The 15,941-nt window shown below is 70.9% G+C and carries 14 protein-coding genes; 9 read left to right on the top strand and 5 right to left on the bottom strand.

Annotated elements, in window-relative coordinates; genetic code table 11:
• Positions 1 to 6: 6 nt before the first annotated feature.
• The 4 genes from BLR91_RS13285 to BLR91_RS13270 are packed head-to-tail and all read left to right on the top strand — an operon-like array spanning position 7 to position 3,195.
• The gene (locus BLR91_RS13285) at positions 7 to 1,314 is read left to right on the top strand and encodes a thymidine phosphorylase (RefSeq protein ID WP_089874769.1); all 1,308 of its coding nucleotides are present in this window, start codon (positions 7 to 9) and stop codon (positions 1,312 to 1,314) included.
• 10 nt (positions 1,315 to 1,324) lie between these two features.
• On the top strand, positions 1,325 to 2,443 hold the full coding sequence (locus BLR91_RS13280) for an adenosine deaminase (RefSeq protein WP_089874771.1): 1,119 nt from the start codon (positions 1,325 to 1,327) through the stop codon (positions 2,441 to 2,443).
• A gap of 24 nt (positions 2,444 to 2,467) precedes the next feature.
• Entirely contained in the window at positions 2,468 to 2,926 is a 459-nt protein-coding gene (locus BLR91_RS13275) for a PTS sugar transporter subunit IIA (protein WP_018190011.1), read from the top strand.
• Positions 2,923 to 3,195: a PTS sugar transporter subunit IIB gene (locus tag BLR91_RS13270; RefSeq protein WP_018190012.1), complete on the top strand. Its 273-nt coding sequence runs from the start codon at positions 2,923 to 2,925 to the stop codon at positions 3,193 to 3,195. The genes BLR91_RS13275 and BLR91_RS13270 overlap by 4 nt, the downstream gene beginning before the upstream one ends.
• Before the next feature lies 1 nt (position 3,196).
• Here BLR91_RS13270 and BLR91_RS13265 read toward each other — a convergent pair whose 3' ends face one another.
• The gene (locus tag BLR91_RS13265) at positions 3,197 to 3,499 is read right to left on the bottom strand and encodes an ArsR/SmtB family transcription factor (RefSeq protein ID WP_018190013.1); all 303 of its coding nucleotides are present in this window, start codon (positions 3,497 to 3,499) and stop codon (positions 3,197 to 3,199) included.
• A gap of 50 nt (positions 3,500 to 3,549) precedes the next feature.
• Here BLR91_RS13265 and BLR91_RS13260 point away from each other — a divergent pair, with 50 nt between their 5' ends.
• Positions 3,550 to 4,737, top strand: a complete 1,188-nt coding sequence (locus tag BLR91_RS13260) for an MFS transporter (RefSeq protein WP_089874772.1) — start codon at positions 3,550 to 3,552, stop codon at positions 4,735 to 4,737.
• Between the two features lie 79 nt (positions 4,738 to 4,816).
• Here BLR91_RS13260 and BLR91_RS13255 read toward each other — a convergent pair whose 3' ends face one another.
• Together BLR91_RS13255 and BLR91_RS13250 are read right to left on the bottom strand one after the other, a co-directional pair.
• Positions 4,817 to 6,538: a phospho-sugar mutase gene (locus BLR91_RS13255; protein ID WP_089874774.1), complete on the bottom strand. Its 1,722-nt coding sequence runs from the start codon at positions 6,536 to 6,538 to the stop codon at positions 4,817 to 4,819.
• Positions 6,535 to 7,368: a purine-nucleoside phosphorylase gene (locus tag BLR91_RS13250; RefSeq protein ID WP_018190016.1), complete on the bottom strand. Its 834-nt coding sequence runs from the start codon at positions 7,366 to 7,368 to the stop codon at positions 6,535 to 6,537. Before BLR91_RS13250 ends, BLR91_RS13255 begins: the two co-directional genes overlap by 4 nt.
• Before the next feature lie 84 nt (positions 7,369 to 7,452).
• On the opposite strand from BLR91_RS13250, the gene BLR91_RS13245 reads away from it, so the two are divergent.
• The 3 genes from BLR91_RS13245 (at position 7,453) to BLR91_RS13235 (ending at position 11,906) form a co-directional block, all read left to right on the top strand.
• Positions 7,453 to 8,886 (top strand): NAD(P)H-quinone dehydrogenase, encoded by a 1,434-nt coding sequence (locus tag BLR91_RS13245; protein ID WP_018190017.1) that lies wholly within the window; start codon positions 7,453 to 7,455, stop codon positions 8,884 to 8,886.
• A 15-nt stretch (positions 8,887 to 8,901) separates the two neighbouring features.
• Positions 8,902 to 10,833, top strand: coding sequence for a cation:proton antiporter domain-containing protein (locus tag BLR91_RS13240; RefSeq protein WP_089874776.1), 1,932 nt, complete (start codon positions 8,902 to 8,904; stop codon positions 10,831 to 10,833).
• Between the two features lie 215 nt (positions 10,834 to 11,048).
• Positions 11,049 to 11,906, top strand: coding sequence for a hypothetical protein (locus tag BLR91_RS13235; protein WP_089874778.1), 858 nt, complete (start codon positions 11,049 to 11,051; stop codon positions 11,904 to 11,906).
• Between the two features lie 169 nt (positions 11,907 to 12,075).
• Here the strand turns inward: BLR91_RS13235 and BLR91_RS13230 are convergent, their stop codons facing one another.
• A complete protein-coding gene (locus BLR91_RS13230) occupies positions 12,076 to 13,839 on the bottom strand; it encodes an acetyl/propionyl/methylcrotonyl-CoA carboxylase subunit alpha (protein ID WP_026307072.1) in 1,764 nt (587 codons plus the stop codon).
• A 94-nt stretch (positions 13,840 to 13,933) separates the two neighbouring features.
• Positions 13,934 to 14,572, bottom strand: a complete 639-nt coding sequence (locus tag BLR91_RS13225) for a Maf family protein (protein WP_172823276.1) — start codon at positions 14,570 to 14,572, stop codon at positions 13,934 to 13,936.
• A gap of 24 nt (positions 14,573 to 14,596) precedes the next feature.
• Between BLR91_RS13225 and BLR91_RS13220 the strand changes: the two genes are divergently transcribed.
• On the top strand, positions 14,597 to 15,889 hold the full coding sequence (locus BLR91_RS13220) for a class I SAM-dependent RNA methyltransferase (protein ID WP_089874783.1): 1,293 nt from the start codon (positions 14,597 to 14,599) through the stop codon (positions 15,887 to 15,889).
• Positions 15,890 to 15,941 lie beyond the last annotated feature (52 nt).

The raw sequence follows: 15,941 nt of genomic DNA, 5'->3' as shown, positions 1-15,941 counted from the left end.
ACCTTCGTGACCGACCGTGCAGGAGAGGTCGAGGCGTTCGACGCCGTCGACCTGATCAGGACCAAGCGCGACCGCGGCGAGCTGAGCACCGCCGAGATCGACTGGCTCGTCGACGCGTACACCCGCGGCTATGTCGGCGACGAGCAGATGTCGGCGATGACCATGGCGATCTTCCTCAACGGGATGACGCGCCGCGAGATCAAGGACCTCACCCTCGCGATGATCGCCTCAGGCGAGCGGATGGACTTCTCGGGCCTCGGCAAGCCGACCGCCGACAAGCACTCCACCGGCGGCGTCGGTGACAAGATCACGCTGCCGCTCATGCCGCTCGTCGCGACCTTCGGCGTCGCCGTGCCGCAGCTGTCCGGGCGTGGTCTCGGTCACACCGGCGGCACCCTCGACAAGCTCGAGAGCATCCCGGGCTGGCGTGCGAACCTCAGCAACGAGGAGATGTTCGCGCAGCTCCGGAACGAGGGCGGCGTCATCTGCGCGGCCGGGTCGGGCCTCGCTCCGGCGGACGGAAAGCTCTACGCACTGCGCGACATCACCGGGACGGTCGAGGCCATCCCGCTGATCGCCTCCTCGATCATGTCGAAGAAGATCGCCGAGGGCACCGGCGCGCTGGTGCTCGACGTCAAGTTCGGCTCCGGCGCCTTCCTCAAGGACATCGAGCGCTCGCGCGAACTCGCCCGCACGATGGTCGAGCTCGGCCGGGATGCCGGCGTCGCCACCTCCGCACTGCTGACGGACATGAACGTCCCGCTCGGCCTCGCGATCGGCAACGCGAACGAGGTCCGCGAGTCGGTGGAGGTGCTCGCCGGCGGCGGGCCGGCCGACATCGTCGAGCTAACCGTCGCGCTCGCGCGCGAGATGCTGACCCTCGCCGGACGCCCAGACGAGGACGTCGAAGCGGCCCTCAAGGACGGCCGGGCGATGGACAAGTGGCGCGAGGTCATCCGCGCCCAGGGCGGCGACCCGGATGCCGACCTCCCTGTCGCGAAGGAGACGCACACCGTCGTCGCCGAGCAGGACGGCATCCTCGTCGAGCAGCAGGCGCTGCCCTTCGGCATCGCCGCCTGGCGGCTCGGCGCCGGACGCGCGCGCAAGCAGGACCCGGTGCAGCACGCGGCCGGGATCGACCTGCACGCGAAGCCCGGCGACGAGGTGCGGGCGGGTCAGCCGCTGTTCACCCTGTCGGCGGACGAGCCCGCCCGGTTCGAGCGCGCACTCGAGGCTCTGGAGGGCGCCTACCGGATCGCCGCCCCCGGCACCGCGTACGAGCGCGGCCCGCTGATCGCCGACCGCATCGCCTAGGGTTGGACTCATGAGCGACGCCTGGAACGAGTACACGCTGGCCGACGGCACGGAGATCCGCCCGCTGCCGAAGGTCTCCCTCCACGACCACCTCGACGGCGGCCTCCGGCCCGCGACGGTGCTCGAACTGGGCCAGGAGATCGGGCTGGAGCTGCCGGCGCAGGATGCGACCGAGCTGGGCCGCTGGTTCGCCGAGAAGTCGAACTCCGGCTCGCTCGTCGAGTACTTGAAGACCTTCGACCTGACCACGGCCGTGATGCAGTCCCGCGAGGGCCTCGTGCGGGTCGCCCGCGAGTCGGTCCAGGACCTCGGGGCGGACGGCGTCGTGTACGGCGAGCTCCGCTGGGCGCCCGAGCAGCACCTGTCCGGCGGCCTCAGCCTCGACGAGACCGTCGAGGCGGTCCAGGAGGGCATCGAGCAGGGCATCGCCGACGTCCGCGGCGCCGGGGGGCGCATCCGCATCGGTCAGCTCGTCACCGCCATGCGCCACAACGACCGCGGCCTCGAGATCGCCGAGCTCGCCGTCCGCCACCGCGACCGCGGCGTGGTCGGCTTCGACATCGCCGGTGCCGAGGCGGGGTTCCCCGCCTCCAACCATCGCGCTGCCTTCGACTACCTGGCGTCGGAGTTCTTCCCGGCGACCGTCCACGCGGGCGAGGCCGACGGCCTCGAGAGCATCCGCAGCGCCCTCCTCGACGGCCGGGCTCTGCGCCTCGGCCACGGCGTGCGTCTCGCCGAGGACATCACGGTGGAGCGCCAGGACGACGAGAACACCTATGTCACCCTCGGCACGCTCTCGCAGTGGGTCAAGGATCGGGAGATCGCCCTCGAGACGAGCCCGACGTCGAACCTGCAGACCGGCGCCATCGCCGCGTGGGGCGACGACATCCTCGACCACCCGTTCGACCTGCTCTACCAGCTGGGCTTCCGCGTCACCGTCAACACCGACAACCGGCTGATGAGCGGCACGACCCTGACCCGCGAGCTGAGCATCCTCGCCGACGCGTTCGCCTACGACCGCACCGACCTGGAGATCTTCCAGCTCAACGCCGCGGCGGCATCCTTCCTCCCGCTGGAGGAGCGCGAAGAGCTCGCGGAGATCATCACAGCAGGTTTCGAGGGTTCGTAACCCCTCGGGCGTTACGCTGAAGATATGTCACTGCCACCGCTGCCTGATTCCGCCATCACCGTCGGCGCGCACGCCGCCGACTGGCGTGAAGCAGTCGAGCTGGCAGGGCAGGCGCTGGCGCGCTCCGGAGCGACGGAGCAGGGCTATGCGCAGCGCATGATCCAGGTCATCGAGGAGTTCGGTGCCTACATCGTCATCGCGCCGGGTCTCGCTCTGGCGCACGCCCGACCCGGTCCCGACGTGAACGCGGACGGCCTCTCCGTCGTCACCCTCGACGAGCCGGTGGTCTTCGGTCACCCGCACAACGATCCGGTCTCGGTGGTCCTCGGCCTTGCCGTCTCGACGCCCGAGGCGCATGTGACGAGCGTGGCCGAACTGGCGAACGTCTTCAACGACCCGGAGGCGATCCCGGCCCTGGCCGCGGCGACCGACGTGGCCGACGTGCAGCGCATCCTCACGCTGAGCGAGGAGGCGTCGCGGTGAAGATCGTCGCGATCTGCGGCGTCGGGGTCGGCACGTCCGGCATCCTCAAGGTCAACGCCGAGCGCGTGCTCGACCGGCTGGGGATCGACGCGGACGTCACAGCCTCCGACGCGGCGAACATCGCCGAGGCGGCGTCCGACGCGCAGGTCGTGCTCACCTCGCCGGAGCTCGTCGACCGCATCGGTCGCACGAACGCCGATGTGATCGTGGTGGAGAACTACTTCGACCTGGATGAGCTGGAGCGGAAGCTCGACGAGGCGCTCGGCTGACTCAGCCCTGCAGAAGGGCCTCGACGAGCCCGGGGAAACGGTCGTCCAGCTCCTCCCGACGCAGCTGGATCTCGTGCGTGCGGCCGGAGACGATCGTGCGCGTGACACCGGCCTCGCGCAGCGTCTTGAAGTGATGCGCCATGGTCGACTTCTGGATGTCGACGCCCCACTCGGTCATCGACTTGGGATGCGGGCGGCCGTCCGCGAGGACCCGGACGATCTGCAGCCGGATGGGGTCGGCGAGGGCGCGCAGCACATCCACGAGCTGCACATCGGCCATGTCGGGCGTGGGGTAGTCGGTCATCTCACCACAATTGTTTGACAATCATCGAACAATAGTCGTACCGTAATGGTATGACGTTCATCGAACAATCATACCGCAGGACGCTTCCGGCCCTGCTGGTGCTCGCCCTCGCCCTGTTCGTCGTCGGCACGAACGCGTTCGTGATCGCGGGCCTCCTGCCGCGCGTCGGCGAGAGCATCGGCGCGACGGCGACTCAGGTCAGCTGGTCGATCACCACCTACTCGCTGGTCGTTGCGGTCGCCGCACCGGCCGTCTCCATCCTCCTTCCGCGCGTGCCGCGCGCGACCCTCATGGCCGCCGGACTCGCGGTCTTCGCCATCGGGACGGCCGCCTCGGCGCTTGCTCCGAACCTCCCGCTGTTCATCGCCGGACGCACCTTCTCCGGCCTCGGCGGTGCCGCCCTCGTCCCAACGGCCACCGCGGCGGCGGCATCGCTCGCCCGGCCGGGCAAGCGAGGACAGGCCCTCGCGATCGTGGGAGCCGGCTTCACGCTGGCCACGGCGGTCGGGTCGCCCCTCGGCACCGCCCTCGGCGGCGTCGCGGGCTGGCGCTTCGCGCTCTGGTGCATCGTCGGCATCGCCGTGGTGCTGGTCGTAGCGATCCCGCTCGTCGTTCGCGGCGCGCCCGTGCCTCCGGCGGTCAGCCTGCGTCGGCGGCTGGCCCCGCTGGCCGACCTCCGTATCGTGGCGCCGCTCGGAACTACGCTGCTCATGGTCGCCGGCTTCAACATCGTCTACATCTTCTCGGCGGCGGTGACCCATGCCTCGACCGGCGGCTCCGGGTCGCTGCTCGCCGTCCTGCTGCTCGCCTACGGCGTCGCCGGAGTCGCGGGCAACTCGGTCGCGGGTCCGCTCACCGACCGCTTCGGCAGCAGGATCGTCGCGATCGTCGCCCTCGCCGGACAAGCCGTGATGTTGGTGGTCCTCGCGTTCGCCGAGGCGTCCTTCGTCGCGTCCGTCGTCGTGTTCGCGCTGTGGGGCGTCGCGGCGTTCGCGATCGCCATCCCGGTGCAGCACCGCCTCGTCCACGTCGACCCGGAGAGCTCGGCTCTCGCGCTGTCGTGGTACTCGACGGCGATGTACGTGGGGATCGCGATCGCGCCGCCGATCGGGGCGCTCGCCCTGTCGGCGGGAGGGGCCGTGGCCGTGCCGCTGGCGGGAGCCCTGGTCACTCTGGGAGCGCTCGGCGTCTTCGTCGTCGGTTATCTGGCGCGGACTCCGCGCGCGGTGACCGTCTGAGGCGGGTCGAGCGGGTCTGAACCAGATCCGCTGGTCTGGCACGGCCCCGCGAAGGCGGGGCCGCGCCGGACCGTCGGGATCAGGCGACGAGCAGGCGCATCGCCTCGGCCAGTGCGGCGACCCGGTCGGTCGCCGTCTGCCGGCGCTGCTCGACCGTACCCTCGTCGCTCGATGCGTCGATGTAGATCTTCAGCTTGGGCTCCGTGCCGCTCGGGCGGACCATGACGCGGGAGCCGTCTTCCAGCAGGATGCGCAGCACATCGCTCGGAGGCAGTCCGCCGAATCCGTCGCGCAGGTCGTCGATCTGCGTCACGCGCACCTCGCCCAGATGGCTCGGCGGAGTGGACCGCAGCGCCGCCATGATCTCGCCGATGCGCGAAAGGTCCGTCACCCGTAGCGAGATCTGGTCGCTCGCGAAGAAGCCGAACCGCTCGGCGAAGGCCTCCAGGTGTCCGGCGATGGTGGCGCCGTCCGCGGCGAGTCCGTTCGCCAGATCGAGCAGGGCGACGGCGGCCGAGATGCCGTCCTTGTCGCGGACGGTGTCGGGGTTCACCAGGTAGCCCAGCGCCTCTTCGTAGCCGTAGACGAGGCCGGGGGCGCGGGACACCCACTTGAACCCGGTGAGGGTGTCGGCGAAGTCGAGCCGGTACGCGTGCGCGACCGCGGCGAGGGCCGGCGACGAGACGACCGAGCAGGCCAGCGTCCCGAAGGCGCCGCGCTCATCCGCCCGCTCCACAGCGATCTCGGCGGCGCGCCAGCCGAGCAGGGCGCCGACCTCGTTGCCGGAGAGCCGTCGGTATCCATCCGGACTCGACGGGTCGGGCACCGCGACGGCGAGCCGGTCGGCATCCGGATCGTTCGCGATCACCAGGTCGGCCCCGGCGTCACGGGCGGTCTGGAACGACAGGTCCATCGCGCCCGGCTCCTCGGGGTTCGGGAAGGCGACGGTCGGGAAGGCGGGATCCGGGTCGATCTGCGCCGTGACCGGGGTGGGGGTGGCGAATCCGGCACGCGCGAACACCTCGCGTGCGGTGCGCCAGCCGACGCCGTGCATCGCGGTGTACACGAACGACACCGCGTCACGCGGGGTGTCCGTGACGGCCACCGCGACGGTCGCGTCGATGTAGGCCTGCTCCACGTCGTCGGGGGCGATCTCGTAGCGGTCGGAGCGCGGCAGGTCGGCCACGCTGCCCTGAGCGACCTCGAGGATGTGCGCGGCGATCTCGGCGTCGACCGGCGAGACGATCTGCGAGCCGTGGTCGTCTCCGCCGAGGTAGACCTTGTACCCGTTGTCGTTCGGCGGGTTGTGGCTGGCGGTCACCATGACGCCGGCGCTCACATCCAGGTGCCGGACCGCGAACGCGAGCACCGGTGTCGGCAGGAGGCGGGGGAGCAGCACGGCGCGGATGCCCGCACCGGCCATGAGTTCCGCGGTGTCGCGGGCGAAGACGTCGGAGTTCTTGCGTCCGTCGTACCCGATCACGACCGACGGCGTTCCGCCCTCGGCGTGCTCCAGAAGCCAGCGCGCGAATCCTGCGGCCGCCTGGGCCACGAGCACGCGGTTCATGCGGTTGGGGCCTGCGGCGATGGCGCCGCGCAGACCGGCGGTTCCGAACGCGAGCCGCTCGTCGAACCGCGAGTGCAGGTCGGCGATCGCCTCGGCCGAGCCCGCCTCGGCGGCGACGATGAGCGCATCCAGCTCGTCACGGGTCTCCGGGTCGGGGTCCTGCGCAAGCCAGGCGCGGGCCTCGCTGAGCAGCTCCGGGGTGTCCTTCTTCGTGGACGTCGCGTTGTCGGTCACAGGGCCTCCACGATCTGGGCGAGAAGGGCGCTGATCACCGGCTCCGCGGCACGACCGGCGTCGATGACCTCCTGGTGGCTGAGCGGCGTCTTCTGGATGCCCGCCGCCAGGTTGGTGATGAGCGACATCCCGAGGATCTCCATGCCGGCCTGGCGGGCGGCGATCGCCTCGAGCGCTGTCGACATCCCGACGATGTGGCCTCCGATGGTCTTGGCCATCTGGACCTCGGCCGGCGTCTCGTAGTGCGGACCGCGGAACTGCGTGTACACGCCCTCGTCGAGGCTGGGGTCGATGGTCCGGGCGAGCGCACGGAGACGCGGAGAGTAGAGGTCGGTGAGGTCGATGAAGGTGGCGCCCTCGAGCGGGGAGTCCGCCGTGAGGTTGATGTGGTCGGAGATGAGGACGGGCGTTCCCGGCTTCCAGTGCTCCTTGATGCCGCCGGCACCGTTGGTGAGCACCATCGTGGTCGCTCCGGCGGCCGCGGCGGTGCGGACACTGTGGACGACCCGGCGCACGCCGTGCCCTTCGTAATAGTGGGTGCGCGCGCCGATGACCAGTGCGTGCTTGCCGTTCGGCAGTCGGATGGAGCGCAGCGTTCCGACGTGGCCCTCGAGAGCCGGCTTGCTGAAGCCGACGATCTCGGTGGCGGGGACGGTGGCGACGGTCTCGCCGATCAGGTCGGCGGCACGGCCCCAGCCGCTGCCCAGCGTGAGCGCGATGTCATGGCGCTCGACGCCCGTCTTCTCGGCGAGCTGGCCCGCGGCCTCCCGAGCGACCTCGAACGGGTCGGCAGAGGGGTCGTCGAGCGGGTTGGTGATGGATTCCAGCATGAGCCAACTCTACTGAGCGGCCGGCTTTCCACAGGCTCGGAGCCGAATGCGCATCGGTGCACCCCATACGGAAGAATGGAGCGTATGGCGTACGAATTCGAGCGGAAACAGCGCATCGCGGTCCTCGGCGGCGGCCCCGGCGGTTATGAGGCGGCGCTCGCGGGCGCGCAACTCGGCGCCGATGTCACGCTCGTCGAGCGCTCCGGCGTCGGCGGGTCCGCCGTCATCACCGACGTCGTGCCGTCGAAGAGCCTCATCGCCACCGCGGAGGCGACCAATGCGCTCGCCGAGGCGGCCGACCTCGGTGTCCAGTTCTTCTCGCGCGGCGAGACGGGCAAGCCGGTGCGTCCGGAGATCGCCGTGAACCTCGCCGCGGTCAACAAGCGGCTGATGGGCCTCGCGCGCCAGCAGTCGGAGGACATGCGGGCCGAGCTCGTTCGCGCCGGCGTCCGCATCGTGACCGGAGAGGGGCGGCTCGACGGGTCGAGCGCGATCATCGTCTCCACCTCGAAGGAGGCGGGGACCGACTTCGACCGGGTGGAGGCGGACACGATCGTCGTCGCCGTCGGCGCCCGGCCCCGCGTGCTGCCCTCCGCCGTGCCCGACGGGGAGCGCATCCTCACCTGGACCCAGCTGTACGACCTGCAGACGGTGCCGTCGCACCTCATCGTGGTCGGCTCGGGCGTCACCGGCGCGGAGTTCGCCTCGGCGTACACGGCGCTCGGCTCGAAGGTGACGCTGATCTCGTCGCGCGACCAGGTGCTCCCGGGCGAGGACGCCGACGCCGCGCGCGTCATCGAGAACGTCTTCAAGCGGAACGGCATGCAGGTCCTCTCGAAGTCGCGTGCCGAGTCGGTCGTCCGCACCGAGGACGGCGTCGTCGCCACGCTCACCGACGGACGCACGATCGAGGGCTCGCACTGTCTCATGGCGGTCGGCTCCGTCCCGAACACCGCAGGCATCGGGCTCGAGGAGGCCGGGGTGCAGGTGACCAACTCGGGGAACATCCGGGTCAACCGGGTCGCGCGCACGTCCATCCCGAACATCTACGCCGCCGGCGACTGCTCCGACTCCCTGCCGCTCGCCTCGGTCGCGTCGATGCAGGGCCGCACCGCCGTCTTCCACGCGATGGGCGACGCGGTCAACCCGATCGAGCTGCGCAACGTCAGCTCCAACATCTTCACCCAGCCCGAGATCGCCACGGTCGGCTGGAGCCAGAAGCAGATCGAGGAGGGCATCGCCCAGGGCGACATCTACAAACTGCCCCTCAAATCCAATCCGCGCGCCAAGATGCTCGGAATCCGCGACGGTTTCGTGAAGCTGTTCGCGCGCACCGGGTCCGGCACGGTGATCGGAGGCGTCATCGTGGCACCACGGGCATCCGAGCTGATCTTCCCGCTCGCGCTCGCCGTCGAGCAGCGTCTGACGGTGGATCAGGTGGCCCGGGCGTTCACGGTGTACCCGTCCCTCTCCGGCTCGATCACCGACGCAGCGCGCGCGATGCACATCGTGCTCTGACGGGAGGCCAGGGGGATGGAGGTCGGGCTCGTCATCGGAGTGCTCGCGGTGCTCACCATCGCCGCGGCGACGACGTTCGGGCCGCGGTTCGGCGTCGCGTCGCCCCTGATCCTGATGGTCATCGGCATCCTGGTGAGCCTGTTGCCGTTCGTGCCGGCGATCGAGCTCGAACCGGAGTGGATCCTCGCGGGGGTGCTCCCACCGCTGCTCTACTCGGCGTCCGTGTCCATGCCGGCCATGAACTTCCGGCGTGAGTTCGGGGCGATCGGCGGGCTCTCCGTCCTGCTCGTGATCGTGAGCTCCGTGCTGCTCGGGCTGTTCTTCGCCTGGGTCATCCCGGGCCTGGGTCTCGGCTGGGGGATCGCCCTCGGTGCCATCGTCAGCCCGACCGACGCCGTCGCCACCGGGATCGTCAAACGGGCGGGCGTCTCTCCGCGCGTCGTGGCCATCCTCGAGGGTGAGAGCCTACTGAACGACGCGACCGCGCTCGTGCTCCTGCGAGCAGCCGTGGCCGCCGCCGGCGCGTCGTTCACGGTCGGTGCGGTCACGCTCTCGTTCGTGTACTCGGTGCTCGTGGCCGTCGTCTTCGGCGTGGTGGTCGGCTGGCTGAACCTGCTCGTCCGTGCTCGCGTGAAGGACGCCACGGTCAACACCGTCATCTCGTTCACCGTGCCGTTCCTCGCCTCGATCCCGGCAGAGGCGCTCGGCGCCTCCGGCCTCGTCGCCGCTGTCGTCGCCGGCCTCGTGACCGGCAGCCGCGCGCCGCGCGTGCTCTCGCCGGAACACCGGTTGTCGGATGCGCAGAACTGGCGGACGGTCGAGCTCATCCTCGAGGGGCTCATCTTCCTGACGATGGGCCTGGAGCTGTTCGGAATCGTGCAGGACGTGCAGGAGGACCATTCCGGGGTGGCGCCCGCCATCGGAATCGCTGCGGGCGCTCTCCTTCTCACGATCCTGGTGCGCGCCGCGTTCGTCGCGCCCCTGCTCGCTCTGCTGGCCCGGCGCAGTAAGCGAAGGCAACGGATTCGGCCGCGCCTGGAGCAGCTGCAGGAGCACCTGACCGATCCGGAGGCGGTGCGGCGGGGGATCGCCGAGCGCATCGCGAAACCGGGGGAGCAGCGGGCGCTCGCGGCCGGCTCGTCGGCGGCCGCGGGGGAGGTCGGAGACGAGTCCGGCGCGGGATCGGGTGCCGACGTGCCGGCGGACACCTCGCCCGACCCTGCGCCCGCTGCGTCCTCCGCCGTCGCGGCGACCGTTGTGCCCGATCCGACATTCCCGGACCCCGCGTTCCCGGACCCTGTCTTCGGCGACTCCGCTGGCCGACGCCCCCTCTCGCCCAAGCAGGCCGAGCGACGGCGTCGCCTGCTCGCGCGTCGCGGCATCCCGACCGTCGAGAACCTGACCCGTTTCGGCACGCGCCTCCGACGACTGCTGGCCGACATCGAGTACTTCACGGGAGCCCCGCTCGGGTGGCGTGAGGGCACGATCGTGGTGTGGGCGGGGATGCGCGGCGCCGTCACCGTCGCGGCCGCCCAGTCGCTGCCCGACAACACGCCGGGCCGCTCGGTGCTCGTGCTCATCGCCTTCCTCGTAGCGACGGGGTCGCTACTTCTCCAGGGCGGCACCCTTGGGCTCGTGCTGAAGGCCGTCAAGCCCGCGGCGGCCGACCCGGAGGCCGAGCGGCAGGAACGGCGCAAGCTGATGGAACTCCTCTACGACGCGGCGAAGACCGTCCCGGTGTCGACGACGACCGAGCGCACGCCCGAGGCGTTCGCCGAGCACAAGAGGGCGCGGCTCGCTCAGCTGCGGGCCCAGCGCGATGCCCTTCTCGATGCGCGCGACGACGGCGCGTTCAGCGCCGACGTCCTCGCCGGCGCCCTGAGCAACCTCGACGCCGACGAGATCAGCATCGACCTGAAGGGCGACCCCACGGAGGCGACCGGCTGACGCCTGACGCTGGGCCGCCCGCGGAACGGAGGAGTTCCTGCGGGTTTCCCGTCCCCATCTCCTCCGTTCGTGGCGTTCCGGCGGCGTGTCGGCTGCGATCTCCTCCCTTTCCGTCCCGCGGGACACACGGTGTGCACAATCGACACCCGAGTGGATCTCTCCACAGATCGCCCCTGTCCGTCCTGACGGCAGCCGCCGTTCCGCAGTATGGGGACATGGATTGGATGACGGAACTCACTCGCCTCGGTGGCGCAGCGTCGCTCGGCCAATTGAAGGAGGCCGGGGCGCGGGGGCACGTCCTGTCCGCCGCCGTGCGCGAAGGTCGCCTCCTGCGGCCGCGGAACGGTCGCTATGCCCTTCCCGGGATCGGTGACGCCGCCATTTCAGCCCTGCGGGCCGGCGGGCGCCTCTGCTGTGTCACCGCCGCCCGCACATACGGATTGTGGGGCGGCCAGGACGAACGGACACATCTGCTGGTTCCTCCCCACGCCGGACGGGCAGGAGCCGCCGATGACCGGACGGTCCGTCATTGGGGTCGCGCAGAACGGCACAGCGAGGTGTGGCGTGTTTCGCTGGCCGATTGTCTGCGCAGCGCCGTGCGGTGCGCAGAGGACGAGACCGCCATCGCGGTGCTCGACACGGCGATCTCTACCGGCCAGGTGACACGCCACGGGCTGCGACGGGTGTTCGCGGATGAACCGCATCGGTCCAGACGTCTCGCCGAACGTGCGCGGCCCGGTTCGGACTCCGGCGTCGAGTCCCTCCTCCGGCAGCGTCTCACGGCTCGCGGTCACATCGTCGAGCAGCAGCTCGCCGTCCCTGGAGTCGGGCGCGTCGATGCCCGGGTGGATGGGGTGCTCTATCTGGAGATCGACGGATTCGAGTTCCACGCCGATTGCGAAGCGTTCGAGCGCGATCGCCGCCGCGATGTCGCCATGACACTGCAGGGTCTGCCGAGGTTGCGGCTGACGGCGCGTCAGGTACTTCGGAGCCCGGACGCGACGGTGGCGACCATCGAGGAGTTGCTCGGGTCGCTGGAAAGGGAGGAGTTGCGTCGTGCGGCGGCGGGATGACGCGCGAAAAGGAGGAGCTTCCGCCCGAATGTCGGCGGTGCTCCTCCCTTTCGGAAGATGGTTGGCGGCGCGTCGGGCGCGCGATATGGCGCGGCTCGCGACGCGGACGCCGGTCTCGGACGATGCGGTGGTGTCGGACGATGCGGTGGTGTCAGACGATGCGGTGGTGTCAGACGATGTTGAGCAGCAAGTGGCCCGACGAGACGGTCTCGCCGACGCTCGCGTTGATGCCGGAGACGGTGCCGTCCTTGTGGGCGGTCAGCGGCTGCTCCATCTTCATGGCCTCGAGCACCAGCACCAGGTCGCCCTTGACGACCGGGTCGCCGTCGGCGACGGCGACCTTCACCACGGTGGCCTGCATCGGAGCGGTGACGGAGTCGCCGGTCGCGGTGTCCACCGCGTGCGCGGCGCCGCGGCGACGCGGAGCGGGGGCACCGGACGGCTCGCCGGCACCACCACTGAGGAGACGCGCGGGGAGGGAGACCTCGATGCGCTTGCCCTCGACCTCGACGACCACATTGCTGCGGCGCTCCGCGGCCGGCTGGTCGCCGAGCTCGCCCGACCACGGCTCGATCTCGTTGACCCACTCGGTCTCGATCCAGCGCGTGTAGACGGAGAACGGCTCGCCGTCCTGCGGTGCGAAGGCGGGGTCGCGCACGATGGCGCGGTGGAAGGGGAGGACGGTCGGAAGGCCCGCGACCTCGAACTCGTCCAGCGCGCGGCGGGAGCGCTCGAGGGCCTCCTCGCGGCTGGCGCCGGTCACGATGAGCTTGGCCAGCATGGAGTCGAACGAGCCGCTGATCACGTCGCCCGCCTGGATGCCGCTGTCGACGCGGACGCCGGGGCCGCTGGGGGCCTTGAAGACATGCACGGGCCCGGGGGAGGGGATGAAGCCGCGGCCGGCGTCCTCACCGTTGATGCGGAACTCGAACGAGTGGCCGCGGGGAGCCGGGTCGTCGTAGTCGAGCTCGCCGCCCTCGGCGAGACGGAACTGCTCGCGGACGAGGTCGATGCCGGTGACCTCCTCCGAGACGCAGTGCTCGACCTGGAGGCGCGTGTTCACCTCGAGGAACGAGACCGTGCCGTCCTTGCCGATGAGGAACTCGCACGTCCCGGCGCCCTGATAACCGACCTCCTTGAGGATGGCCTTGGACGACGAGTAGAGCTTCTCGGTCTGCTCGGGGGTGAGGAACGGCGCGGGCGCCTCCTCGACGAGCTTCTGGTGCCGGCGCTGCAGCGAGCAGTCGCGTGTGGAGACGACGACGACGTTGCCGTAGGCGTCCGCGAGGCACTGGGTCTCGACGTGGCGCGGCTGGTCGAGGTACTTCTCGACGAAGCACTCGCCCCGGCCGAAGGCGGCGATCGCCTCGCGCGTGGCCGACTCGAACAGCTCCGCCACTTCCTCGCGGGCGCGGGCGACCTTCAGGCCGCGGCCACCGCCCCCGAACGCCGCCTTGATGGCGACAGGAAGCCCGTAGACATCGACGAAGTCGAGCACCTCGGCCGCGTCCTTGACGGGGTTGAGCGTTCCGGGGGCGAGCGGCGCCCCCACCTTCTCGGCCACATGACGTGCGGAGACCTTGTCGCCCAGGCGCTCGATGGCCTCCGGGGACGGGCCGATCCAGGTCAGCCCGGCGTCGATGACGGCGCGGGCGAAGTCTGCGTTCTCGGCGAGGAAGCCGTAACCCGGATGCACGGCGTCGGCACCCGAGCGGCGCGCGACCGACAGGAGCTTGTCGATGACGAGGTACGTCTCGGCGCTCGTGGTCCCGTCCAGCGCGTAGGCCTCGTCGGCGAGGCGGACGTGGAGGGCGTCCCGGTCCTGGTCCGCGTACACGGCGACGGAGGCGATCCCGCTGTCCTTCGCCGCACGGATGACGCGGACGGCGATCTCGCCGCGGTTGGCGATCAAAACCTTGGTGATACGTGGCACAGTTCCCTAGCCTATTGCTCGAAATCGGAGTGGATTTGGGCGATCCCCACAAAAATGGGCGACCGAAGACTCCGGCAGCCTACAACGGCTTGCGTCAGCGACCGCGGTTCCAGAGCGATGTCCACGGCACGCCGAGCTCGCGCACGAGCTCTCGCAGCGTCGAAAGGGAGAGGCCCACCACCGTGCTCGGATCGCCGTCCACCCGGGTGATGAAGGGTCCGCCGAGACTGTCGATCGTGAAGGAGCCCGCCACCTCGAGCGGCTCGCCGCTCGCCACGTAGGCGTCGATCTCGTCATCCGTGACGTCCGCGAACGTGACGGAGGCGACGGCGGTCGCGCCGGCCGCGGCGTTCTCCCGACCGTCGCGATGGTCGATCAGCCAGTGGCCGGAATGGAGGGTGCCCGTGCGTCCGCGCTGCTGCATCCAGCGCTCGCGGGCGACCTCGGGGAGGTGGGGCTTGCCGTGGATCGCGCCGTCGATCGCGAAGGCCGAGTCGCCGCCCAGGATCAGCCCGTCGATCGGCTCGCCGTCTAGGGTGCCGCGCACCGCTTCCGCCTTCAGCCGCGCGAGCAGCTGGACCATCGCGTCGGCGCTCAGCGGACCGTGCTCGGCCTCCGCCGCGGCGACAGCGGCCGGTTCGTCGACGTGCGAAGGAACGACCACCGGCTCGACGCCGGCGGCACGCAGCAACGCGAGGCGGGCGGGCGAGGTGGAGGCGAGGTAGAGGCGCATGGTCACCTGTGGGATGCTCGAAGGATGCCCCAGAAGGACGAGGTCGAGCTCGACATTACCAACGTGGCCCACGGCGGGGTGTTCGTCGCACGCCACGAGGGCCGGGTCGTCTTCGTGCCCGACACGATGCCGGGCGAGCGTGTTCGCGTCCGCATCGCGGACACCAGCCACGAGCGCTTCTGGCGCGGAGAGGTCGTCGAGGTCGTCGAGGCCGCGCCCGAACGGCAACCGCACGTGTGGGGAGCCGCCGCCATCGAGCGCCGGCCAACCGAGCGTGCGGGTGGCGCCGAGTTTGGGCACATCCGGCTCGACCACCAGCGCGAGCTGAAGCGGCGCGTGATCGAAGACGCCCTGCAGCGCACAGCCAAGCTGCCCCCCGAGGCGATCGCCGCAGCCGGGGTCGACGGCTCCCCGGTCCGCGTCGAGCCGGTGGAGGGCGAAACGGCCGACGGCACGGGATGGCGCACCCGCGTCCGTCTGCAGGTCGACGGCGCCGGCCGCCTCGGTCCGTACGTGCAGCGCTCGCACACCGTCATCCCGGTCACCGACCTGCCCCTCGCGACCGACGCCGTCCAGGAGGCCACCCCGTTCGGGCAGCAGTTCCCCGGAGCCGAGTCGGTCGACGTCGTCGCCACCGGGCTCGGCGCCTCCCACGTGCTCGTCAACGACAAGCCCGTGCGCTCCGGACGGCGGAACGTCCGACCGCGGCGCCGTCCGGTCCCCATCCGCGAGCGTGTCGGCGACCGCGAGTTCCGGCTGGATGCTCGCGGCTTCTGGCAGGTGCACCGCGGCGCCGCCCAGACCCTCACACAGGCCGTGCAGTCCGCGGTCGACGAGGCGCTCTTCGACCCCCGTGCGGCGAACCTCGACCTGTACGGCGGCGTCGGCCTCCTCGCCGCCGCGCTCGGCGACCGCTTCGGCTCGACGCTCCGCATCACCTCCGTCGAGAGCGACGAGGCCGCGACGGACGACGCGGCCGAGAATCTCGCCGACTGGGTCGGCGCCTCGGCGATCACCGACCGCGTCGAGCGCTACGTCACCCGGCTCGCCGGAGAGGCGTCGGCGGCGGAGCGCGCCCGGCTGCGCGCCGCGACGGTCATCCTCGACCCGCCCCGCTCCGGGGCCGGCCGCGAGGTCGTCGACGCGATCGCCTCCCTCTCGCCCGCCCAGGTGGTCTACGTTGCCTGCGACCCCGTCGCGCTCGCCCGCGACCTCGCCTTCTTCGCCGGCCACGGCTACGACCTGCGCGGGATGCGCGCTTTCGACCTCTTCCCGAACACCCACCACGTCGAAGCCGTCGCCACCCTCACCCGCTGATGGGCTGATGGGCTGATGGGCTGACGGGATGACGGGCTGACGCGCGGGGCGC

The sequence above is a fragment of the Leifsonia sp. 466MF genome (genome assembly GCF_900100265.1).
Taxonomy (GTDB): domain Bacteria; phylum Actinomycetota; class Actinomycetes; order Actinomycetales; family Microbacteriaceae; genus Leifsonia.
Note: the sequence above shows the minus strand (reverse complement) of the source record. Positions and strands in the feature narration are given on the sequence as shown.

Excerpts from the sequence above, each read along its gene's own strand:
- BLR91_RS13220 (WP_089874783.1), top strand. The coding sequence starts at position 14,597 with ATGCCCCAGAAGGACGAGGTCGAGCTCGACATTACCAACGTGGCCCAC.
- BLR91_RS13250 (WP_018190016.1), bottom strand. The coding sequence starts at position 7,368 with ATGCTGGAATCCATCACCAACCCGCTCGACGACCCCTCTGCCGACCCG.
- BLR91_RS13280 (WP_089874771.1), top strand. The coding sequence starts at position 1,325 with ATGAGCGACGCCTGGAACGAGTACACGCTGGCCGACGGCACGGAGATC.
- BLR91_RS13225 (WP_172823276.1), bottom strand. The coding sequence starts at position 14,572 with ATGCGCCTCTACCTCGCCTCCACCTCGCCCGCCCGCCTCGCGTTGCTG.
- BLR91_RS13240 (WP_089874776.1), top strand. The coding sequence starts at position 8,902 with ATGGAGGTCGGGCTCGTCATCGGAGTGCTCGCGGTGCTCACCATCGCC.
- BLR91_RS13235 (WP_089874778.1), top strand. The coding sequence starts at position 11,049 with ATGGATTGGATGACGGAACTCACTCGCCTCGGTGGCGCAGCGTCGCTC.
- BLR91_RS13245 (WP_018190017.1), top strand. The coding sequence starts at position 7,453 with ATGGCGTACGAATTCGAGCGGAAACAGCGCATCGCGGTCCTCGGCGGC.
- BLR91_RS13260 (WP_089874772.1), top strand. The coding sequence starts at position 3,550 with ATGACGTTCATCGAACAATCATACCGCAGGACGCTTCCGGCCCTGCTG.
- BLR91_RS13275 (WP_018190011.1), top strand. The coding sequence starts at position 2,468 with ATGTCACTGCCACCGCTGCCTGATTCCGCCATCACCGTCGGCGCGCAC.
- BLR91_RS13265 (WP_018190013.1), bottom strand. The coding sequence starts at position 3,499 with ATGACCGACTACCCCACGCCCGACATGGCCGATGTGCAGCTCGTGGAT.